The sequence below is a fragment of the Amycolatopsis sp. NPDC049868 genome, from assembly GCF_044461365.1.
In the GTDB taxonomy this organism is placed as follows: Bacteria; Actinomycetota; Actinomycetes; order Mycobacteriales; family Pseudonocardiaceae; genus Amycolatopsis.
Genome location: NZ_JBITKV010000001.1, coordinates 30,300 through 51,671 on the forward strand (window position 1 = coordinate 30,300; position 21,372 = coordinate 51,671).

Below are 21,372 nucleotides of genomic sequence, written 5' to 3' on the forward strand. Positions count from 1 at the left end.
AAGACGTCATCAGCTCGACGAGGCTCGTCATGCCAGGTCGAACGGGTTCACGCGCCAGTGTCAGGCTTGCCGAAACCTCCACGAGGGTCCATCGCGGGAAGAGCATCGGTAAGGTGCTTCCATACGAATGGGTCCTTCTTTTCAGTTGGCTGAACGAGCTCGTTGGGAAGAATATTCACCCCCCAGCTTCTCAGTCGGGACAAGCTTTCCGCGAACGCCGGATGTGCCGCCAACGTACTCTTCGCGTACGGCATCGCATACGTCGGCACCATGAAGCCAAAGGTCTCATTCAGCAGACCAAGTGCAGAGTTATCGGAAATACCTGCCGCCCACTTGTTGACGGTATTGAATGTCACCGGGCAAGCAAGGATCAAGTCCGGATCCGGCAGGATGCCCGGCTCGCCGCCGGGTTGGCCAGTTCTTACTGGGAATCCGGTCTGTGCAACGAGAGCGTCCACATCTACCCATGATGCCGCCGTTGGAGTGACAAAGACGCAGACGCGCCAACCCGCACGGTGAAGATGGGTGATAAGAGTACCGAGATCGCGAACGGGAGGCGCGGCACTACCGATCAGATAAACCACTCGGTCAGGCATCTACACCCGCCCTCAGGGCAAGCGCACGAAGTCCCGGAGTGGCGTTGTGGCGTTCTCGACCAAGCAACACTTGGATGACCTCGCGTGCGCCGGCATTACGTGAAACAGCCTGCTTGGCAACCCGTTCCGCTTCAAGCAGGTGAAGTACCGCGAGACCGTCGTCCGCCACGCTCATCGCCGCTCGCCCCAGATCCAGATGCACCTGCGATCGGCGCCCGACTAGCACATCGGGAAGCCGGTCCGTGTCCAGAAACGAACCAAGTTCGTAGGACCGCCGTGCATCGCCAAGTTGCACAGTGACGGACAACTCGTGGATCGCGACATTGGTCGGCCCAAATCCCGTCCACAGGAAATTCCCCTCGCAGCCCAAGACATCAGCGAACTCGCTCGCCTGCCGCAGCCGTTCACGCGCGTTCTGACTGGCACCACTCCGGGCAGCCATGACAGCCGCCAGCAACGAAAGCGCGCCTTGAACGGACATTTTCACTCGCACATCGTCGCAGCCCTTCGCTAACCGCAGGTCTTCGATGGCTTCCTCGACAACTTCTTCAGCATCACCAAGGTGGCCATTCAGCAACAGTGCACACGCAACTTGGTAACGCGCGATTCCGGTAAGCTCTGCACGCCCAGCGTCCAGCGCTGCCAGGCTCGCACGATCCGCGGCAAGCCACGCCAAACTGCCGCTACCGAGTTTAGTCGCCAGCTTTGCAGCAGCTACGTAGCCATAAGCTTTCCGCGCAGCCGCAGATGCGTTGGAAGACTGGCCATTGAGTCGGTCTATCACTTGAGGAAGCATCTTCGCAGCCGCCTCATAGTCGGCATGTTGATATAGGCTGTGCGCGCGATTGACAGCCTGCATGAGCTGCCTCCGATCGGGCGGCTCGCCGGCGAGCACAGGCCGACCGATGATCGATCGTCGCAGGTCATCCAGTAGCGAGAGCTGGCTCCGACGCGAACTCGCACCCAGTACGGTCGACGCTGATCTGGTAGTCCGACGGTTTGACTGAATTTTGACTGTATGAAGCAGTTGGTCGAGCTCGACGAGGGACAAGCGGAGAAGCTTGGCCACCTTAGGCCGCGTGGTCGGAAGCGGTGCACTCGCTCCGGTCTCCCATCGGCCGACCGTGCTGACGTCGACACGCAGCGCGAACGCGAACGTTTCCTGCGTGTACCCAGCAGCCGAACGGGTACGAGCCAAAGCGGAAGACTTGGTCGCCATCAGTTTCCTTGTCGCCACACATCGTTACATCGACACATTACCGCAGGTCAGCTCCCTGCATGCACGGTTCTTGCGGAGTCATTGCGTGGTTTGCGCTCTGGTCTTGGCCACGTTGCCATACCAATGTCGTGGCATCACGTCCCGAAGGAGCTGATGTCTGTGACTACCGACTGCCACGATCCGGTTGAGCGCACATCCCGAGGCCGTACGTTGCCGGTACGCGTCGACCCGCGCCCCGAGCGGTTTACGCCTGCGCGAGCCAGCGTCGCCATCCGATTCTCCACATCCATTCCCTTGCCGATCGTCACAAGCCCCAGCTTGGTGTTGATGTCGCGTGTCCGTCAGGGCCTATCCGGGTTGCGCGGGGCTTCCTAGCGCACCTTCGTCGGCAGTCACGCCAACGGTGTCCACCCGTATCAGACCGCTGCCCTGGGCGCTTTGTCGTGTGTGCGCCGTGATGTACGGACCCCGCTTACACCACCCGATTCGCAACCCGCTTTCTCTCGGACCTTCACAGGACGCCATCATGCTCGACAAGCTTCGGCCTTCCACTACGCCAGACACGTGCTCGGTGACCTGTGCCATCACGAAGATCGAGCACCAGGTGGCCGAGGATGAGCGAGCTGCGGGCCGATCGGACGTCGGGATGACCGCGCTCTGCGGTGCAGTGATCCTTCCCCAGGTCGATGACCGGCCCTCGGGCCGCGCCTGCCGAGAGTGCGCTCGGGCGCTCAAACACCCGCGGGCCTATGAGGCCACGGCCGCGATTCCTCTCGATGTTCGAGACCTGTACGAGCGCGAGAAAAGGACACCACCGCGGCGTGGACGGGCTGGGCATCGACGGCGCTGCGCCCTTGTCCGCCTTGTTCGGCGGCACTGTGGCGCCAACGCTCCCCTGGGCGACATCCCTGTGCCGAGGACCGGGAATCCAGTGGCTACCGATCCGAGCGAGGTGGAATGAACCCGGATCCGTTGCTTCAGTGCGGGCACCCGCGGAGTGCCCAAGTGAGCCTCGTGCGTGATCGCGCCACAGCCAGCGGGTTCCACCCGCTGTATCCCGGCGCGGCGGATTCAGTCGCCGCCGCATGGTACGTGCGGGTCGGCAAGGACTACACGGACGTCCTGTTCCTAATGCCTCACCAGCAGGCCTTCGCTCACCGCTATACCGGAGACCAGGTGAACACAGAACCTCGAGATCGTGCCCGACTGGCCGTGGGCGGCTGTGCGGATTCGGTCGTCGACGCGGTCCTGGAGTGGCCTCGTGGGTAGGGCGATCGGGCGGCCCCATGACCGGCACCACGCCCTGGATCTCGATGAACCGGTCCGGTGAGCGGCATGGCCGGCCAGATATTGCGCGGACCTCTCGACGGGGTCTGGCCGGAACTGGTCGAGTACTGGTTCTTCCGTCGCATAGTCCTGCACCGTGTCCCACCTCGCTATCTGCGTCGGCTGCGTTACGGCCGGATCAGCGTAAGCGTGAGCCACTGCGGGAAGCTCTGCGGCCCGCCGTTCCCCACGGACGAGCGGACAGTCACCTGGTGCGGCACCTGCTACCCGCCGTCGTCACAGCCTCAGAATCCACGGCTCCCACGGTCATCCGAGAAACGATAAGGCTTCGTCCCATCGATCACCTCTGAAAGGCACAGAATCCATGTCCCACCAGCCCACCAACAACACGGTCCTGCTCGAGACGGTCAGTGGCCGCGACTACGCCGAGGTGTTCGCGGCCGCGGCCGCCTGGTTCTCCGACTCCGCCCAGGCCGACGTGGTCGTGTGGGGCCTCAACCTAGGCGACCAAGGCCCCCTGCACGTCGAGTCCGACGACCTGTTCTGCCTGGAACTCTTCTACCAGCGATTCGACCGGCCTCGCCTCGTGCGCGAGGTCCTCGAATGAGCCATAGCCGTGATTCGGCATCAGATGTTCTTCACTGACCATTATGGACGGTGAAACCGGCCATGAACACCCGAGTGGAAGGTATACGTCGCGATACCTGCGGCGGCTTCCGAAGATGCCCAGCCCGACACCGAGATTCAGCGGCGGCCCGAGAAATACCATAGGAACTGCGAGAATGAGCAAGAAAAACACCAATTCTCTATCCACCGCGAAGATGAGAGAGCTGGGTAGCGAACTCCAGCGAATCCGCAAGCGGGCTGGGTACGGCGGAGGGCAGATGGGGGAACTACTGGGCTGCAACGCGTCCACCATTTCCCGCTTGGAGAACGGCCTCAGCAAAGTCGAGGATGGAAAAGTCGCACTCTATCTAGCGCGTGCGAACGCCACGCCCGGCGAGCTCGACGAGCTGGTGTCTTTGGATCGACGCGCAGATGACGGCTATCAGGTCAGACCTCACCCCGCGGGCTTCCCCGACGAGCTCCCTATCGTCGCCATGCTCGACCGCGAAAGTACATCCATCACGAGCTACGAGCCCGTGGAGGTACCACGTCACCTCCAGATCGACCCCTACATTCGCGACGCCCTCAGCCAGCACGGGCACGACAAGCAGACACTCGGCGCAGCGGTGATGACTCGGCTCTCACGCTACCCATCCTCTCTTCACCGGCCAGGGTCGTTCACCTTCTATATCTCCGAAGCAGTGTTCCGCAACAACTTCGTGAACCGCACAGTCATGCAACAGCAGTTGGCACATCTGATGACTGCGTCCTCGCTGCCACACTTCCACATCCATCTCGTCCCATCGGACGCGAACCTGACGGACATTCGCACAGGGTTCACTTTCTTCCGACACGACGAGTACCGCCCCGTTCTGCACCACCAACTCCCGACCATGAGCCTATTCCTTGAAAACGAGACCGAAGTCACCTTCTACGAGGGTTTCGAGAAACGCATCACCGGCTTCGCCCTCAGTCGCGACGAGACCCGGCATTGGATTAAGACACGACTCGCACAGCAGGATCACAATCTTCCCGATTGACCCATGCCGATCAGACAAGATCCACATCGATCGATATCACACAAAGTGACAAGGGAACAATTCCTCATGAGAAAAGACATTTCCACCATCAAGCGACGAGAGCTGGGCTCCGAACTTCGCCGAATCCGTAAACGCGCAGGCTATCTCGCCACCAACATGGCCTCCATACTAAGCTGGGGCGAGCCTGCGATTTCACACCTGGAGAACGGAACCCGAAAACTCCAAGACGGAAGAATTGCACTCTACCTCGCACGAGCGAAAGCAACCACCGAGGAGTTCGATCGCCTGGTGGCGCTCGATCGCCACCCCGACAACGGCTACCAGGTCAGGCCACACCCAGCGGGGATTCCTGACATACTTCCCGCCATTACTCTCCTTGACGCCGAAAGTACGTCCTACTCCACCTATGACGCAGTCGATATCCCTCGCCATCTGCAAATCGAGCCATATATTCACACCACCCTCGGCAAGCATGGCTGTTCGCGTGGCACCGCTCTCGACGCCGCAGCGCAAGCGCGCCTTACCGGAAACCCTTCGTCCACGCAAAAACCCGGACCATTCATCTTTTATATTCCCGAATCAGCACTCCTCGCCAGTCTCGAGAACCCGGTCACCGCATGCGAACAGCTGGTGCACCTGATCTTGCTGTCTTCGCTTCCGCGGTGTCACATTCACCTTGTTCCCGCTGGTGCGCCAGTAGCCGATCTCGGTACGGGGTTCACCTTGTACCAGCACGAGGATCATCCCTCTGTGGTCCACCATCAGCTACCGACCGCGAGCCTCTTCTTCGAGCGAGAACACGACATCGCCTACTACGAGCGACAGCTGGACCAGCTCGCGGAACTGTCACTCGGCCGGCGAGAGACACGAGAATGGCTCTCTCGAACGCAGGCAGATGCCGAGCGACGTTTGGTCGAGGCCCAACCGATCGGGCCGAGCCGTTGCGTCGCTGGGACGGCGGCCGGGACATGAGGCTCCCCTACGCCATCGACGATGAGCGCGCTGCTGTCGTCGCTGTCGGCCAGGAAATCAACCATCCGGACACAGCACGCTGGCGAGCTATGACCACTGAGGACGAGCGGCTTCGGCAGACTTACCGCGCGCTCGGCTTGCTTATCAAGAAGGTCGAGGTTTCCTTCCTCAGACGCAAGGCCGATCTGCGCGCCTTCGAGGGCACTCGCAAGGAGTATCGGCAAGCGGCAGCCGACTACGAGAATTGGAAGTCACGAACGGTTCACTTCGCGAACTGCGCGCGTGAACGCCGAGCCGAACTGGAGGGCCGAGTCCGCCTCCTCGAGCAGAGCCACGCGTTCGAAGAGATCCGGACGGCGCTGCGAACGCTCGCGCAGGCTGTATCCGACCACCGCGACACGATCCGTACCAGCGGCCGTCAAGAGACGACTGCGGACAGGATGTTGTGGCTCCGGCTCGATCTCTTGCCGAACGGCACCTTGGCAGACCACACCTCCGCTTCAACTCCCCCTTGATCTCAATCAGCAGCGGTACGACCTCAGCACACGTTTGATCAGAGTCTAGGCGTCCTGCTCGATGCGTTCGAAGATGTCGATGTCGGTCGCCTTCTGCCACTCGGGCAAGGCGTTCCAGTCCGCGACGTAGGACGGTTTCGGGTCGGGGAAGTGTTTGAAGATCTGACCGATCCAGCACAGGGCTACGAAGCGCCCCTTCTGCTCCGGGGTGAGCTTGGCGGTAGCACCGTTCGTGATGGTGATGAAGGCGAAGACCTGGTCGTAGACGGCTGTGGCGGCGTCGCGTTCCCAGTCCGGTGTCTCGTCCCAGGGCGTGATGTAGCCGGGTTTCGGTTCGCCGGGGTAGTGCTTGGTGACTCCGGCGATCCAGGCTTCGCGGAACACACGGCCACGGTCGTTGGGCATGGGTTTCCTCCACTAGGCGGCGTTGCCGCTGACGAGGTCGGTGATCTCGGCGTCGAGTCGCTGGATGTTCTTGTCGGCGAGCATGGGGACAAGGTGTGGCTGGAGGTCGCGCAGTTTACGAGCGACCACTCCGGAGCCGGTTTTCCGAGCGGTGGCCAGGACGGCGTCGGCGTAGGTGACGACCTGCTCGGGATCGGTGCGGTGGACGCCGATCATGGCCAGGTCGGTCAGGACACCGGCTTTGCGCCGGGCGGTGAGAGCTCCGTTGAGAGCATCGGTCAGGGCCGCTTCGGCCAGATCGAGCCGACCGAGCGTCACGAAGCAGGTGCCGCGTTCCTCGGCCAGGCGCGAGCCGTCGAAGCGGAGCCAGCCGCCGTTGTGCACCTGTCCTGTCAGGTGCTGGACTTCTGCCGCGGTGTCGAGCGCGCGCTGGCAGGCGTCGAGATCGCCAAGGCCTGCGAAGGTTTCCGCCTGGACGGCGGCGACCCAGTGCCGGGTCGAGAGGTCGTTGTCACCCCGGGACGCAAGGGTGGCGGCGAGGTCGAGTAGAGGGCTGGCCTCGGAGAACTTGTGTTCGTAGACGGCGATGAACGCGTGCCGGGTCAGCGCGCAGGCCCACAGGTCCGGCGCTCCGGCCTCCTTGCTCGCGGCTGCGGCCAGGCTGTAGCAGTGGGCCGCGTCGGTGTAGCGATCACCATCGAAATAGATCTCGCCGGCCAGTTGGAACAGATCGGCGGCGAGCTGGCACAGTCGTCGCCGAATCGCCGGTGTCTGCGACTGACGCAGGGCGTCGGTGAGCAGGTCGAGCTGAGTTCGCACGAGCGGCAGCACCTGCCGCTTGTTCGACGCCATGCCGTACACCCGCCATAGCTGTCCTGCGAACGCGGCGAATTCCTCCGCACCCTCCGCATCGAGAGTGCCGCTGCTCGCCGCCGCGGCAGCCCGGTCGGCATCTAGGGCCGCCGGCAGCGCCAGCAGCGCCCCTGTCGCGCTGAACAAGCGCAGCAGGTCGCGACGGTTCATGTCGTCGGCCTCCGCAAGATCGGGTGGGACTACGGCTGCGGTCGCGGGGCGCGGTTCTGGAGCCGGCGCCTGCTCTAGCAACGTACCGAGTTCGTGCAAGGTCACGCCGAGCGCCTTCGCGATCCGAGGCCTGTGGACTGGACTCGGGGTCACCTCACCTCGTTCCCAGCGGCTCACGGTGGAGGCTTCGACCTCCACCTCGGCCGCGAAGGTTTCCTGTGTGTGGCCCATCGCTCGTCGCCGTGCGACGAGAGCGAGCCGCCGGTCGCCCATCATCACCACCGCCCCACTGGTCACCGATCACGATAGCCACCAGTTCACCGAGGCTGATCACCCTTCGCCGAGCTGCACCCGTTCGGACTACCACCCCGACAGAGACGTTTACGCAGGTCAGAGCCCCTGTGCCTGATTAATGCCTTGCCGATGCCGGGTTCTTGCTCTGGCTGCTGCGACCCGGCGGAACGTTGACTGAGTTCGTTGTAGCCCGAGCCGCCCCGTCCGGACCATGGAGCGCCGCGGGAGCTCTGAGCAAGCGAACCGACAAGGGAGAAACGCGATGGACGTTGACGTGATGTTCACCGGAGAACTGGTGCTCGGTGTGCCCTCGGTGGAGGGGCTCTACGCCCCGAAGATGCCCGGCGACGCCGACGGCTGCGACAAGGGCGACCACTGCGCCAGCTAGCCGATCACCACACCTCACTGCGGCTCGGGCGGGCAGGTACTGCCCGAGCCGCACCGTGAAAGGGGCAGTGCTCATGCTCTCGTTTCGTCTGGCGCTGAACGCCGGCGCCGCCCCGGCGTGGCGCTGGGACACCGATCGGTGGCGCCGCGGCGACAGCTGGATACAACCGGTCGTTCACCCGGCACTGCGTCACGACATCGACGACCGCCCTGGGGCGACCACGATCCTGGTCCGTGACGCTGCAAACCTCCTGACTCCGCCGGAGACGACGAACCACACCTGCGGCAATGACGGCGTGGCGGGTGCCGAGCGGGGTGACGCCCTGCTGCTCCGCATACAACCAGGACGGATCACCCTCACCGCGGGCATCGGCGGAACCGCGCCGCTCTACCTGGCCGTCGACGGAGACATCCTGCATGGCACCTGGGACCTTCCCGCGCTGCGCCATCTCACACGGCGGTCAAGCCTTCTCGATCGCGCCGTGACACGTGCGCTGACCAGGCGGCACCGCTACAGCAGCGACACCCTGTTCACCGACGTGACGGTCCTGACTGAACGCGCGACCGCGACGTTCACCGCAGCAGGCCTGAACATCGCATACCCACCCCCAGCCAAACACGTCACACGAGCCCGCGCCCTGCGCCCCGGCGTTGACGCCACAGCTGCACTCGCCCATCTGCTCACCGATGCACTACGCCCCTGGCAGGACCGCAGCGCGGCGTGGGGCCTCGAACTGTCCGGCGGCCTGGACTCCGGCACTGTCGCGGTCGCCGCCCGTACGACCACCTCGACTCCACTGCGATCCTTCGGCCTCATCGTCAACGGCGCCCTCGGCGCAGAGCAGCACCGCCGCCGCGTGGCGATCGCCCGACAGGTCGGCGCGGTCGACGACATCCTGCAGGCACACGACCACGCACCATTCTGCGAGAACGGCATCCGCGCCAGCGGCACCGCGCACGATCCACGCGGCGAGTTCTACCGCGAGGCGTTCGAAGCCCTCGCCGACAAAGCCGCGCGCAGCGGCGTGGAGATCATGCTGACCGGCAACGGCGGCGACGAGATCATGGCGCCCTGCGTTGACGAGCTACCTCCACCACCGCCACAACCCCTGACCGAAGTCTCATGGCTCGGGCCACGCGCCTGTGAAGCCGTCGCGACTATCGACGACAACCTCGCGCCCTCCGCCGTACTGCCGACACCGACCCTGATGAGCTTCGCCATCCACCACCCCGCCTACCTCAAGTCAGGAATCTGGCCCGTCGCCCCGTTCACCCACCCGCCCCTGATCAGGTTCGCCGAACAACTCCCCCTCGACCTCCGCCGGCACAAAAAGCTCTACCGCGACTTCCTCACCCATGCCGGCCTGCCAGCCCTGGTCACCCACCCGCGGCGAACCGAGCACTTCCGGGACCTGATGCAACACGGCCTACGGCACAACGGACTCCCGTTGGCCGAGCGCCTGCTGGCCGACGGAATGCTCCTCGCAGACCACGGCTTCATCGACCCCGACGCGCTCCGCCGCACCGTGCAGCACGCCCACCAAAGCGCTACCGTGCCGTCCGTGCTGTGCGACACCCTCGTCCTCGAAGTCGGCCTCCGATCACTGCAGGCCCCAACCACCGCCCCGGCCGCATGAACCTGGCCGCCCACAACATCGCCTACCGGCGCCCCGACCTCTACGACGCACTCACCCGCGACAGCACCGCCGCAGCAGCCTGCCAGCACCTCATCGACCAGCACGGCAATTCGGCGAGCAACAGTGTCCTCGACCTCGGCTGCGGCACCGCCCGCGACCTCGCCCAACTCGCGACCACCCACCGCTGCGTCGGCGTCGACCTCCAACCAGCACTCATAGAACATGCACGACAGCGATATCCCGACCTCGACCTCCATGTCGGAGACCTGCGCACGGTGCGGGTCCACGGCACCTTCGACACCATCACGTGCCTCGGAAACACCCTCGCCTACCTGCACCACAACGACGACATCCAGGCAGCGTTCACCACCTTCGCCACCCACGCACGCCCCGGCACCCTGCTGATCATCGTCACCCAAATCGCACCCACCACAACAACCACGCCGAGCCGCAGCCGGATCGACGCGGCAGGAGTACACGCCGACGTCACCACCGAACACCACTGGGACCCCCGTACACAGATCGCGACCGTCCACCGCACCTGGCAGCTCGACAACGGCACCACCGAACACGACCTGCTCGAACGCCGCGTCCTGTTCCCCCGCGAACTCGAGCTCTACGCCACCCTCGCCGGATTCACGCCCCTCACACTGTTCACCAACCCGCGTCACCCGACTGGGCCACTGACCGGCTCTACCGCGCACTTCGTCGCCAAGCACGAGTCGGTTCAGCACGTGACGCCGAGTGCTGCGCGAGACCGTGGGATGAGCCCGACAGCCACCGCTGGCTACTGATCGTCGGCGTCGAGCCGGCTCAGCGCGGTGCTGAGAAATGCGTCCCGCCGTTGTCCGAGAAGGTCAGCGTCGAGGTCTGATCTGCCCTGGTCGTGGAGCGCCGGAACGCAGAACGTCATGTCGGCCAGGGTGCCTAGCGCCGCCACGACGTCCCAGTAGGCGACCTGCTCGGCTCGTCGGCTGGCAGCGTGCTGCCAGCCCTCCAGGACCGGTTCGGCGGCGGGTAGCCCGAACATCAGGGCCGCGTCGAAGCGTGCCCCGCCGAGGTCGATTCCCGGCGATCCGGCGCCGGCGCAGTCCCAATCGACCAAGCCGGTGCAGCGGTCACCGGACCAGAGGGTGTTGCCGAACCACAGGTCGCCATGCACGAGGACTGTCGGGCCGCCGGGCGCGGGCAACTGTTCGAGGCGTTCTTCCGCAGCCGCCAGCAGCGCGGTGGTGCCCTTTTCTCGTCGTTGGGCCGCGAAGTCGACGTCCGCGATCGAGCGGGTCCGCAGCGGCAGTGCAGCCCGGGGCGCCAACGGAACCGCCTGCAAAGCGGCGGCTGCGGCCCCGAAGCCCTGGAGCCGCTCGGCGGAGGCGACCGAGGGGATCCGGCTGTGCCCGGGCAGGACGGTGGTCAGCACCGCTAGGGCGCCTGCTGCGGAACCGTCGAGATCTGTGGCGATCAGCCTGGCCGCGGGCAGCTGGTGATTGCCGGCAACGTGCAGGGCAGCGACCTCGGTGGCGAGCCGCTCGCAATGGTCGGGATCAGTGGGGTCTCCGAGTCGCAGCACGGCCGCCTCGACTCGACCACCCGGTTGGAATGTCAACAACCAAGGATTGGCTCCCTGGCGTAGGCCGGTGGCTGTGGCCACATGGGCGCCGCCTCCCACCGCGTCGCTCACCCAGCGCTGGACCTTCTCGGGCAGTTCGTGCACCGTGATCACACCCCCGGGTCGCACCTGATCTCGAGCGACCACGATGACACGAGCGCCGCCGACGATCTCGTATGCCGGGCCGTGGGCTCGGCATACGGCCCGTCGAAGTTCAGGCAGGCGTTGTCAGCTGGCCCGGTTGGTGGGTCGGCGTTTGGTGGTGCGCAGCCGGAAGGACTCGGTGCCGGTCTCGATGATGGACGCGTCGAACGTCAGGCGGTCGACGATCGCGGCGCAGAGCCGCGGGTCGGTGAAGGTGCGGGCCCATTCGCTGAACGCGGAGTTGCTCGCGATGGCGATGCTGGAGCGTTCCTCGCGCTCGATGAACACCTGGAACAGCAGTTCCGCGCCGCGCCAGTCCAGCTCGAGATACCCCAGTTCATCGAGGCAAAGGAGATCGACGCGGCCGTAGCGGGCGATGGTCTTGGACAGGTGCTTGTCGTCGGCGGCCTCGACGAGCTCGTTGACCAGCGCGGCGGCGGTGACGTAGCGGACCTTGAACCCGGCCTCGGCCGTTCCGTAGGCGATCGTGGCGTTGTGTTCGTCGACCAGCCGCTCCCAGATCCGGTGTGCGGTATGCCGCTTCTTGCGCGGTGCATCCAGATCCGCCCGCACCATCTCGTCCATCGCCGCGTGCAATGGACCTGTCACCGGCGAGGACCGGGCCGGTGTCTTCCGCGGTGGCGGGACCGCCCAACCCAAGGCCTGACGCACCGTCCGCCGGTGCACCCCGTGCCGGTCAGCCAGCGCCCGAACAGACAGGTCTTCCACCCGGGCATCCCGCCGGATCAGCGCGAACAACTCCACCCTGGACACCATCCCGGCTCCCACGCGGACGGCCCCTCATCGGCACTGTCCACCCAGGACCCTCAACTCGACTCACCGACTCGCACGCAACGAGCAGCAATTCGCCCGATCGGCGGGGCCCGTTGACGGTGCCGAACCGGGGCCAAATCACAATGCCACGGCCAACCACCATTTCGTCCATCAAAGATGCCGGGCACCTGGCTTCTTGTTTCAAAGTGTTCCTATAGCCGACCAGCCAGCAGGAGCTGGGTTCATCTCTGGTCAATGCGATACGGCAGCAGGCCCTTCGAGGGCTCATATGCTGATGTGGCACGCGAGCCGCAGTCTTCTCTCCTCCCTCTCAGAGCAACGTCGCCAGGGAGGTAGTGGCCGCGCTCCCAGGCCGATCGCGCCAAAGGGCGTCTTCTGTGGTCGAGGGGACTTTTCGGCGTTGAACGCCGAAGAGTCCCTACGCAGTCCTAGCACCAGCCGACGTTCCACCGGTCGATCTGGTACGACATGCCACCGCCCCAGAGTGTTGCCCAGATCTGAAAACCGCCGAAGTCATGTATGTCGTACAGGCCCTGCCCTTTGTTGGAGTACCGGAGAATTACACCGTGGTACCACAGTGGCGTGTTGTCCTGGATAATGCATTGATAGAGCTCCTCGCGCGGTGATGCCGAAGCTTCGACACCACCGATTCCCACGGCGACGGCACATGCGAGGCCGGTGAAAAGAATTCTTGTCGCGATAGACATGGGTTCTCCTAAAGGTCTGTTGCCTTCGAGTGAAGGCGAGACCATGCCTATCGCGACGTATTAGGGTGAGTGCAACGTAAATCCTTGGTGAGTCTGTCTTCACCAGGGCCGAGCAGGGTGTCCACGAGCTCGGCGGTTTCCTCGTCGAGGTCGACATCGAGCGCGGCGGCGATATCGGCCAACTTGTCGGCGGTGGCTCTCACCGCAGCGCGGTTTCCCGCTCGGTGTTCTATGTCGAGGAGGTCACGATAGAGGAGTTCGCTGACGGGTTCGGCGAGGAGCCCTCGGAGGATCGCGCGGCGCGCCGCTGGTAGATCGCCTGTCTGTTGACAGGCTTCGGCCAGTATGTGGGCGGCATCGACGATGGAGTCGATCATTTCTCGCTGGTGCCACGAGTTCCAGGCGTATCGGCCTGGCCCGATGTTGCTGAAAGGCATGCCAGTGACGAGTTCCAGTGCTGCTTCGAGCCGAGCCCGCCGATCTGAGTCGTCACGGTTCGGATCGAGGGCGGCGAGTTGCCGGAATCGCTGCCAGTCACTGTTCATCGACTTCGAGAGGCGATAGCCGCCGCCGTCGGCCTCGAGGTTCGGGAGGTAAAGGTCGCCGTTCTCGTCGTGGCCGAGCCAGGTCCGCAGGCGGGAGATGTAGCCTTGCCGAGTCGCTGGGGACCAGGGGCGGGTGCCCGTTCCGAGCTGCCGGGAGATTTCGTCGGCGGACGCGCCGGGGTGGAGGAGCAGGAAGGCGGCAAGTTCAGTGAGCCGGTTGATCTTCTTGCCTTCGACCTTTGTCGGGTCGACGTTGTGCAAGCCGACCGGTCCGAGCAGTCTCAGCTCGGGTCCCTCTACCGGCGATGGCTCGAACGGGATATCCGGGTAGTCGCTTGCGGGCACCTGTTCGGCCTCGGCAGTGAGCGTCGCGACGAGTCCTTCCGCCTGGTCGGCGGTCAGGCGCTGGAGCTCGACTTCGATGCCGAGGTCGTCGATGAACGTGGACTTCGCTGAAACATCGAGCCTCCAGCCATCCGAGGCCGACGTACCCGCAGCGACCACCGCGGCAAGGCACTCATGCTGCTCCACGTCGAAAGGTTCAGCGGACAGGACAACACTCATTGGTGTCGTGCCTGCCTCGGAGAACCCGTCCGCCGAACTGAAGTGCCGGAAGCGATCAGCGTGGTGCGCCGCGGTTGAGCGACCAAAGCCGACCAACGTCACCGGGACGGACTTGGACCAAGCTGACGTCGCCAGCTCCCAGGCCATCGCCAACAGGACCGGCTCGACTTCTTCCGTATCCCCGTCGAGCGTGATCGTGCCGATCTCCGCGAGGTTGACCATGACAAGGTCACGGCGAGGGTCGTGGCCGACTGTCACAAAAGCCGGATATGGTGCCGGCACGCTGCCCAGTTCATTGACTTCCGGCGAATCGGCGAAGAATTCAGTGTGTTCCTGCGGGAATAGGACCACGCTGCGGCTGCCCACCACCGCGGACCGGACAGCAGGCAGCGAGGCGCCCTCCACCTGGACGCGATAGGCGAGACTGCGTAGCGCGACGTCGAGAGCCTCGGCCGTGGCAGGTTCCTCGGCTTTCCTGAGCGCGGTCTCCAAGTCCGTGGACGGTGGACGACGGATTCGCTGTCCAGGACGACGACGTCGCTGAGCGAGCATCCTGTGTCGGGCGAGGGTCGCCAGAATGCCGGCAGCCAGCAGCCCTCCGAGCCCGACAGCGACGAGTGGTACGACGCTGTCGTCGCTATCAGGAGCGACCTCGACAGGCGCCGGCGCAGGGGTTGGTGCGGGCGATCGCTCCGGAAAAGGCGCCTTCGGTTCCGGGGACCGTGCAGCTGGCGGCGCCAGCTCCGGCCCACAGCCGGGTGGAGCGACCTGCGCAGCAGCCGAGCCTCCAGACGCTGCTCCCCCACCGTGCCCAGGCGTTGCCGCTCCGGGAAGTTGAAGGACATCGCCGGGATGGATCAGATCCGGATCGTTCAGGATCCGGCCTCCAGGCAACGACCGCCCTCGATTGAGTTCGAATATCTCGACGTACCGAGCAGCCGACCCGAGGTGCTTCTCAGCGATCTGAGTCAGCGTGTCACCTGCGCCGACGACGACTTCGACACACTGTGGTCCGGCAGGCAGCGCAAGACGCCAACCGGGCTTGATCAGGTCAACACTCCGGAGAGCCTCACCGTCAGCCTGACGCCGGCCCTGGTTCAGTTGGAAAATCTCCTGGTAGCGGCGCTCGTCGCCTAGCTGCTCGGCCGCGATGCTCATCAGCGAGTCACCGGGAACGACTGCGTACCCACCGGCCACCGGCGAATCGGCCTCACCCACAGCCTGTTGACTTCGCTGTCCGGAGATCTCTGGGGCGACGACGGAAGCCTGCGCGGGAAGCTGCGAAGCCTCCGCAGCAGTCGTACCGACCACCAGCCCGAAGAGGACACCGGCCACGAGCTTTTGGGCCCAACGAAATCCGGGTAGCCGCGGCACGGCAACCCCACGCACAAGTGAGACACATTCGACCACGACAGCGACGACGAGTTGCAGCCACGCGATCACGCCGACGACCGCCACCAACAGCAGGAACACTTGACCGGTGTCCCGCTCGGTCATCCAGCCGATGACTTCGGGGAGAGCCGGCACGTGGTCCGGCAGGAACGCCGACTTGAACGTCCACAGGAGAAGCGGCGGCCCGACGATGAGCAGAACAAGACCCGAAACACCGAGGAGGATTCGCGCGAGCCTTCTCATAGCGGCACTCCTATCCGTCGGAAACCAGATCGGCGGCGCCATGGCCGCGCACGGAGAACTCCGATACTCCGACGATGCCGAGGAAGATGGTGGTTCTGGTGATCGTGGTGTCGACGACGATTCGGTTGCCCTGTACAGCAACGGTTCCGTCAGTGCCCGTCGCCGCGAGGTAGTGCTCCGCTTCAGCGACGGCTTGCTGCGGGTTGACGTCTGCGACCTGGCCGGCGGCAAGAGCCTGCACACGGAGCGCCTGCCCCGCTGCGCGCGCGGCTTCTTCAGCGACCGACGTCGCCTCCGAATGGGCTCGGGCCTTGCGACTGCCGTCGACCGCCCACCCGATGGCGATGATCAGGGCGATACTCAGCCCTATCAGCCACACCGAGACGGAGCCGCGTTCGCCGCGCAACCGGATCATCGACGGGCTCCGTAGCGATCGATCGGTGATCGGAACTCGGAAGCGGCGAGTCGCGAGCCCGGGATCATGAGATCGCCGAACGTGATCTCACAGCTGACGGTGGCGATCACATAGCCAGGCTCGCCCAGCGGCTTGGCGAAGTCCCGAGCATCGACAGCGATGTTGAGCTGGGTGCAGTTCAAGTCCTGCTGAGCGATGACCGCTCGCGCCCGCGCCTCGGCTGCCGACGCCGCGGCATGGCCATCACGGGCAATGGAAGCCGCGCGTGCGGCAGAGCGGGCTGCCTCGTCCACTGCGGAATCCGCGGTGATGACCCGCATTCCGACCAGCGCGAGACCGAAAAGCACGATCAACGCCGATACGCCGATCACGACTTCGACGTTCACATCGCCACGATCCCCGCGCTTCATGGCGTCAGCTGCTCGATCGGCCCGGACGCGCGCTGGCTCACCGAGAACCGCGCGAACGGTACGAGTGAGGCGGCTTCGGCCGTGACTATGACGGTGACGTTCCGGCCGTCGCTGGTGGCTTCAGCGTTCACATTGGACAGCCAGCTGCCGGTCACCCGGCTGACGTAGTTCTGTACCTGCTGCTCAGCGGCCACCACGTCGACGGGCGGCAGCCGCGCGGCGTTGACACCATCCCGCGCTGCTTCCAAGGCCACGTTCCGCCCCAGAAAGAGCACAACGACCTGCAAGACGACCCAGGTGACCAGGAGAAGTGCGCCCAGGACGAGGATTGCCGACACGTTCTCGTCGCCGCGCTCGCCGGCCAACTGGGCGGCGCGGCGCCGGAGGTTCATTGCCCTCCGATCAGCGGCAGCTTGCCGTTCACGAAGGCCGTGACCGCCCCGGCGATCGCAGTGGCCAGCACGAGACCGAGTACGGCGTAGATGGCCTTGGTGATGTTCTCGTCACCGCGCTCGCCCTCGCGCACGAACTGCGATCCGCGCTTCAGCAAGACACAGCCGATCGCGAGTACGGCGATCTGAAGGCGGGCCACCACTGTTTTGAGCATGGACTTCTCCTCTGTTTCAGGTGCCGAGCATCGTGAAGATGCCGGGGAAGGCGAGAAAGACGATGAACGCCAGGCCCATCACGGCGATCGGCATGTCCATCCGATCCGAACGGATCGACGAGCCGGTCTTCTGATCCGCCAGGCCTTGCTGGGCGATCGATGCCGCTTTCGAGCGCAAGGTGTCCGCGATGCTCGCGCCGCCCTCGCTCGCGCTGGTGATGATGTGGCCGAGATCCCTGAGTTCACGAACGCCCAGCTCATCGGCGAGGCGCTCAAGGCCTTCCCACGGCATCCGGCCGCGCAGAGAAGCTTCGTTCATCGCCAGCCGGATCCGGTGGAACGCCCAACCCTCGCCCAACGAGGCCGGGTAGCGCATCGCTTCGACCGGGCCGCGGTCGCCAATGCGCCCGAGAGCGACGAGGTGCGCGTATGCGATCAGGGCGCCTCGGAAAGCAGCCCGTGCTTTCTGCGCCTTCGCGCGCAGTAGGAGTCGCGGAAGCGCCCAGCCGAAGGTTGCCGCGCCCAGCGACATCGCTCCCGTCAGGAAGACCGGTGTCCCAGCGCCGAGGACGGCGAACGTGACGCTCGTCAGCGGAATCGCCAAGGCTCCGGCGGACGCGTAGCCGATGCGGTTCAGCATGAAGGATTCGCGTGTCCTGCCGACAAGGTCGAGATCTGTGGTCGGCGTGCTAGCGCCGCAGCGGTCGGCGAGCCGGATCACCGCTCTCAAGGCTGGATTCAGCGACGAGCTGTCCTTAACGACAGGCGGACCGTTCAGGATATCGCTGAGGCGGAGACGTCCGGGCACGTACGCCGCGACGATCAGCGTCGTTCCACCGGCGATTCCCAGCGCCAGCAGGATGAGTTGACCGAGCGTGCTCATGTCCGCCGCCGAGCCCGCGAGGAGAGGAACCGGGCGGCAGGTGATTCGACACCTAATTGGCGAAGCCATACCGCGGAGGCTCCGACCAACCCGAGCACCACAGCCAGGACAACCTGCCCGACCGGAGTGGCATAAGCCGAGGTGTACATCGAGCTACCGAAGAGAGCGATTCCCAAGAACATCGCCGCCCAGATGCCGAGCAGGACCCGCGCGGTAGACCTCCTCCGAGCCCGTTCGGATTCCGCGGTCCGGCGAGCGACGATGTCCTCGGCGACCTGACGAGCGAGCGTACGCAGCAGACCAGCGATCCCTGAGCCTTGGCGGTGTGCGACACAGAGACCAGCTACCGCGGCATCCCCGATCTGGTCGTCGATGTCGTCGGCGAACTCGAGCAGGGCTTCCTGCACGTCCCAGGTCCGCAGGCGATGCGCCAGCGTGGTCAGCTCACGTGCGAGACCGGCAGGCGCTTCACGGGTCGAACTCTGTATGGCGCTGACGAGCCCCGTGTTGCCCGCCGCCATGACGTCGCTGAGACGTCGCAGCCAGGTTTCCAGGGCTTCCAGTCGCTCGATGCGCTGCTTGGCGATCGCTCCCGCTGAGAAAAGCCATGGCAGAAAGACGACGAAGACCGTGACGGCCACCCCAGCGATCGGCCAGCCGGAGACAAGCCAGACCAGAGCGCCGGCTGACAGTGCGAGTGGTCCTCGCCACCGCAGGCCACGATGCCGACGAAGTGCCTTCGGCTGGAAGACAAGCCTTCGCCGGCGGCCGACACCGAACGCTCCGGTGACGACGAGCGCCAGGCCGCCGACGAGACCGACGCCGAGCAGAACAAGGACGAGTTCAGGCATGGACCCACTCCCCATCGCTGCCACAGGTCAGCCAGTTCCGGTCGAACCCGGTGCGCTCGTAGTCCTCGATGTCGGTCGGCAGATTCCCGGTAGGCACCGAACGACGACCCGCAGCACGTTGGAAGAGGTAAGTCCGGGCAGGTCGCCCATACTCACCGGTCTCAACGGAGACGATCTCGGCGACGTAGCGATCGAGGCTGCTTCCGTCGGCGACGAGCTCGACGTGCACGATGAGATCGATCGCGTGTGCCACGGTTTCGTGCGCCAGCTCGGGGGTCCACGCCGAGTTCCCCTCAAGGCATAGGCGAGCCATCCGATTGATGGCGTCCCCCGCGTTGCGGGCGTGCAGCGTGGAGAGCGAGCCCGACCCTCCCGTCGACAGCGCGTCGAGCATCGGGATGATCTCGCGGCCGCGGACCTCGCCCACGATCGTGCGCGTGGTGTGCATGCGCAGCGACTGCCAGACCAAGTGCGACAGGTCGGCGACGGTGCTGCCGAACCGCTCCGAATTGCCGACCCGTTCCTCGAAGGCGACCACGGCGGGAAAGCGATCACGATGCCGGTGCAGACCGAGCTCGAACTCGGTCTCCAGCGTCGCGAACCGCTCGTCCGGAGGTATCTCCCAACAGAGGGCCCGCAGGAGCGTCGTCTTCCCCGCCCGTTGCCTGCCGCACACGACGATGTTCTTCTCGGCTCGCACCGCCGCGCGGAGAAGTGCGAGTTGCGCCGTCGAGATCATCCCCCGCTCACGGAGGTCCGCCAGCCCGGTCTTGGACAGCCGGTGCCGTCGGATGGAGACGTGCGGGCGGTCGCTGACTTCGATGGTGGCAGCCAGGCGCTCCCCGCCTGGTAGTTCCATGTTCAGCAGCGGTGACGTGCTGTTGATGGAGCGCTCGGTCCGGCCGTGGCGGGCGGCCAGACGCTGTAGCCAGCGAAGCAAGGCTTCATCGGTCGGCGCGATCCGGGGTGCGCGCATGACCGTGCCGTCCGCGTAGGACAGCCAGACGGGCTCGTTGCCGATGATGTCGATGTTCTCGACGCCTTCGTCCGCCAGCAGCGGCTCCAGGCGTCCCAGGCCGAACATCTCCGCCATCACGGCCTGCTTTACGAACCACTCCTTACCAGGATCAAGGAACTGCCTGCCTCGGCCAGCCCACTCCTTGATCGCAGCCGAGAGGACATCGTCGATCAGCTTTCCTGCCAGAGCACGCTCGAAGCCTTCTGATTCCGGCTCGCTACGGCGCGCCATTTCTTCTTCGACCAGCTTGGCTAGAGCCTGTTGAACACGGTCGACGAGCTCGTCCGCTCCTGCGAAGTCCTGCTCAACCAACATGGCGGTCCCCCTCGCCGGCAGATGCGGCAGGCCGCGGAATCGATGGCGATGGCGGCCTCCGCACGAGCTCACGTCGTGGCCTCTCTTGCCTGGCGGGGGCCTGCTCAGTGATCGCCCGCCCTCGAAGTCTTCGCGACCGGCTGAAGGCTCGCTTGCCGATTTCGAACCCGAGCTTCCGGGACGTTTCAAGCAACGACGAGGTCTCGAAGCGTTTGCCTGGCCTAAACGTGTCCGTGAACTGCGTGGCGGAGGATGGATCCCACGGCATCTCACCGACAACCGGCAGACCGAGTTTCGCGAACTGCCTCTCGACCTCCTTGAGTGGAAACCCTGCGGGAGTAGCCGCAACAACGACCGCCAAGCCGTCATCCGCCGTACCGAGCAGGCCGATCTCCTCGCGAATCAAGTCCACAGAGGACGACACGGCGCGGAGCGAATGTCGGTCGTTCCGTACGACCAGCACCGTCAGGTCCGCATTTCCCAGAACAGCGTGCGGCATGCCGCGGGAACGAAGTCGACCGCAGTCCGCCAGGACGTCTACCGACTCCCAGGTCCGGAACGCCAGCGCCAGTCGCTGCCATTGCAGGCTTTCCGCTATCCGAGTCGTTTGCGGCCCGGGAAGAAGAAAGTGTCGTCCGGTGCCGTCCGGTAGCGTGATCGCCTGCCGCCACAACGCTTGCGGCAACGGCATCGTCCGCGCTGCCAGCATCGCCTCGAACATCCCTCGGTGGCCGAGTGAACCGTCCGGGTCGAACACCGCGAGCGCCTGGCCGCCGGACGGATCGCACTCCGCGGCGACAGCGTGGCGCGGCCAAGCCCACGTCAAGGCCAGCGTCGTGGCCGACGCGCCCGGACTTCCGCGTAGAGAAGTGAAAGTGATCAGCATGGTTCAC

Annotated in this window: 23 protein-coding genes; 7 read left to right on the forward strand and 16 right to left on the reverse strand. The window is 65.0% G+C overall.

Going from position 1 to position 21,372, the window contains the following annotated elements:
* Nucleotides 1-47: 47 nt before the first annotated feature.
* Both ACIBTM_RS00145 and ACIBTM_RS00150 read right to left on the reverse strand, forming a co-directional pair.
* Nucleotides 48-596: a flavoprotein gene (locus ACIBTM_RS00145; protein ID WP_395874000.1), complete on the reverse strand. Its 549-nt coding sequence runs from the start codon at nt 594-596 to the stop codon at nt 48-50.
* Complete coding sequence (locus ACIBTM_RS00150) at nt 589-1,815, reverse strand: helix-turn-helix transcriptional regulator (RefSeq protein WP_395874002.1); 1,227 nt, start codon at nt 1,813-1,815, stop codon at nt 589-591. The genes ACIBTM_RS00145 and ACIBTM_RS00150 overlap by 8 nt, the downstream gene beginning before the upstream one ends.
* 1,651 nt (nt 1,816-3,466) lie before the next feature.
* On the opposite strand from ACIBTM_RS00150, the gene ACIBTM_RS00155 reads away from it, so the two are divergent.
* The 4 genes from ACIBTM_RS00155 to ACIBTM_RS00170 all read left to right on the forward strand — a co-directional run bounded on the left by ACIBTM_RS00155 (nt 3,467) and on the right by ACIBTM_RS00170 (nt 6,235).
* Nucleotides 3,467-3,709, forward strand: a complete 243-nt coding sequence (locus ACIBTM_RS00155; protein ID WP_395874004.1) for a hypothetical protein — start codon at nt 3,467-3,469, stop codon at nt 3,707-3,709.
* Nucleotides 3,710-3,884: 175 nt separating this feature from the next.
* On the forward strand, nt 3,885-4,748 hold the full coding sequence (locus tag ACIBTM_RS00160) for a helix-turn-helix domain-containing protein (protein ID WP_395874006.1): 864 nt from the start codon (nt 3,885-3,887) through the stop codon (nt 4,746-4,748).
* Nucleotides 4,749-4,814: 66 nt separating this feature from the next.
* Nucleotides 4,815-5,720: a helix-turn-helix domain-containing protein gene (locus ACIBTM_RS00165; RefSeq protein ID WP_395874008.1), complete on the forward strand. Its 906-nt coding sequence runs from the start codon at nt 4,815-4,817 to the stop codon at nt 5,718-5,720.
* Nucleotides 5,721-5,809: 89 nt separating this feature from the next.
* Nucleotides 5,810-6,235, forward strand: coding sequence for a hypothetical protein (locus tag ACIBTM_RS00170; RefSeq protein WP_395874010.1), 426 nt, complete (start codon nt 5,810-5,812; stop codon nt 6,233-6,235).
* A 45-nt stretch (nt 6,236-6,280) separates the two neighbouring features.
* Here the strand turns inward: ACIBTM_RS00170 and ACIBTM_RS00175 are convergent, their stop codons facing one another.
* Both ACIBTM_RS00175 and ACIBTM_RS00180 read right to left on the reverse strand, forming a co-directional pair.
* The gene (locus ACIBTM_RS00175) at nt 6,281-6,640 is read right to left on the reverse strand and encodes a hypothetical protein (RefSeq protein ID WP_395874012.1); all 360 of its coding nucleotides are present in this window, start codon (nt 6,638-6,640) and stop codon (nt 6,281-6,283) included.
* Nucleotides 6,641-6,652: 12 nt separating this feature from the next.
* Nucleotides 6,653-7,939, reverse strand: coding sequence for a helix-turn-helix domain-containing protein (locus ACIBTM_RS00180; protein ID WP_395875756.1), 1,287 nt, complete (start codon nt 7,937-7,939; stop codon nt 6,653-6,655).
* 280 nt (nt 7,940-8,219) lie between these two features.
* Here ACIBTM_RS00180 and ACIBTM_RS00185 point away from each other — a divergent pair, with 280 nt between their 5' ends.
* The 3 genes from ACIBTM_RS00185 (at nt 8,220) to ACIBTM_RS00195 (ending at nt 10,775) form a co-directional block, all read left to right on the forward strand.
* Entirely contained in the window at nt 8,220-8,345 is a 126-nt protein-coding gene (locus ACIBTM_RS00185; protein WP_395874014.1) for a hypothetical protein, read from the forward strand.
* Between the two features lie 73 nt (nt 8,346-8,418).
* Nucleotides 8,419-9,981 carry an asparagine synthase-related protein gene (locus ACIBTM_RS00190; protein WP_395875757.1) on the forward strand — a complete coding sequence of 521 codons (1,563 nt, stop codon included), beginning with the start codon at nt 8,419-8,421 and terminating at the stop codon, nt 9,979-9,981.
* Complete coding sequence (locus ACIBTM_RS00195; RefSeq protein ID WP_395874016.1) at nt 9,978-10,775, forward strand: class I SAM-dependent methyltransferase; 798 nt, start codon at nt 9,978-9,980, stop codon at nt 10,773-10,775. Before ACIBTM_RS00190 ends, ACIBTM_RS00195 begins: the two co-directional genes overlap by 4 nt.
* Here ACIBTM_RS00195 and ACIBTM_RS00200 read toward each other — a convergent pair.
* From ACIBTM_RS00200 to ACIBTM_RS00255, 12 genes are all read right to left on the reverse strand, one after another.
* Entirely contained in the window at nt 10,769-11,704 is a 936-nt protein-coding gene (locus ACIBTM_RS00200; RefSeq protein WP_395874018.1) for a phosphotransferase family protein, read from the reverse strand. The two genes, ACIBTM_RS00195 and ACIBTM_RS00200, sit on opposite strands and share 7 nt — an antisense overlap.
* A 114-nt stretch (nt 11,705-11,818) precedes the next feature.
* A complete protein-coding gene (locus ACIBTM_RS00205; RefSeq protein ID WP_395874021.1) occupies nt 11,819-12,511 on the reverse strand; it encodes an ATP-binding protein in 693 nt (230 codons plus the stop codon).
* Between the two features lie 446 nt (nt 12,512-12,957).
* Nucleotides 12,958-13,236, reverse strand: a complete 279-nt coding sequence (locus tag ACIBTM_RS00210; protein ID WP_395874023.1) for a hypothetical protein — start codon at nt 13,234-13,236, stop codon at nt 12,958-12,960.
* 47 nt (nt 13,237-13,283) lie between these two features.
* The gene (locus ACIBTM_RS00215; RefSeq protein ID WP_395874025.1) at nt 13,284-15,980 is read right to left on the reverse strand and encodes a LysM peptidoglycan-binding domain-containing protein; all 2,697 of its coding nucleotides are present in this window, start codon (nt 15,978-15,980) and stop codon (nt 13,284-13,286) included.
* 10 nt (nt 15,981-15,990) lie between these two features.
* The gene (locus ACIBTM_RS00220) at nt 15,991-16,395 is read right to left on the reverse strand and encodes a pilus assembly protein TadG-related protein (protein ID WP_395874027.1); all 405 of its coding nucleotides are present in this window, start codon (nt 16,393-16,395) and stop codon (nt 15,991-15,993) included.
* Complete coding sequence (locus tag ACIBTM_RS00225) at nt 16,392-16,781, reverse strand: hypothetical protein (protein WP_395874029.1); 390 nt, start codon at nt 16,779-16,781, stop codon at nt 16,392-16,394. The genes ACIBTM_RS00220 and ACIBTM_RS00225 overlap by 4 nt, the downstream gene beginning before the upstream one ends.
* 20 nt (nt 16,782-16,801) lie before the next feature.
* Nucleotides 16,802-17,197 carry a hypothetical protein gene (locus tag ACIBTM_RS00230; protein ID WP_395874031.1) on the reverse strand — a complete coding sequence of 132 codons (396 nt, stop codon included), beginning with the start codon at nt 17,195-17,197 and terminating at the stop codon, nt 16,802-16,804.
* On the reverse strand, nt 17,194-17,412 hold the full coding sequence (locus tag ACIBTM_RS00235) for a hypothetical protein (RefSeq protein ID WP_395874033.1): 219 nt from the start codon (nt 17,410-17,412) through the stop codon (nt 17,194-17,196). Before ACIBTM_RS00235 ends, ACIBTM_RS00230 begins: the two co-directional genes overlap by 4 nt.
* Nucleotides 17,413-17,428: 16 nt before the next feature.
* Complete coding sequence (locus tag ACIBTM_RS00240; RefSeq protein WP_395874035.1) at nt 17,429-18,295, reverse strand: type II secretion system protein; 867 nt, start codon at nt 18,293-18,295, stop codon at nt 17,429-17,431.
* Nucleotides 18,292-19,146: a type II secretion system F family protein gene (locus ACIBTM_RS00245; protein WP_395874037.1), complete on the reverse strand. Its 855-nt coding sequence runs from the start codon at nt 19,144-19,146 to the stop codon at nt 18,292-18,294. The genes ACIBTM_RS00240 and ACIBTM_RS00245 overlap by 4 nt, the downstream gene beginning before the upstream one ends.
* Nucleotides 19,139-20,479 carry a CpaF family protein gene (locus tag ACIBTM_RS00250; RefSeq protein WP_395874039.1) on the reverse strand — a complete coding sequence of 447 codons (1,341 nt, stop codon included), beginning with the start codon at nt 20,477-20,479 and terminating at the stop codon, nt 19,139-19,141. The genes ACIBTM_RS00245 and ACIBTM_RS00250 overlap by 8 nt, the downstream gene beginning before the upstream one ends.
* Complete coding sequence (locus ACIBTM_RS00255; RefSeq protein WP_395874041.1) at nt 20,469-21,365, reverse strand: hypothetical protein; 897 nt, start codon at nt 21,363-21,365, stop codon at nt 20,469-20,471. Before ACIBTM_RS00255 ends, ACIBTM_RS00250 begins: the two co-directional genes overlap by 11 nt.
* Nucleotides 21,366-21,372: the final 7 nt, after the last annotated feature.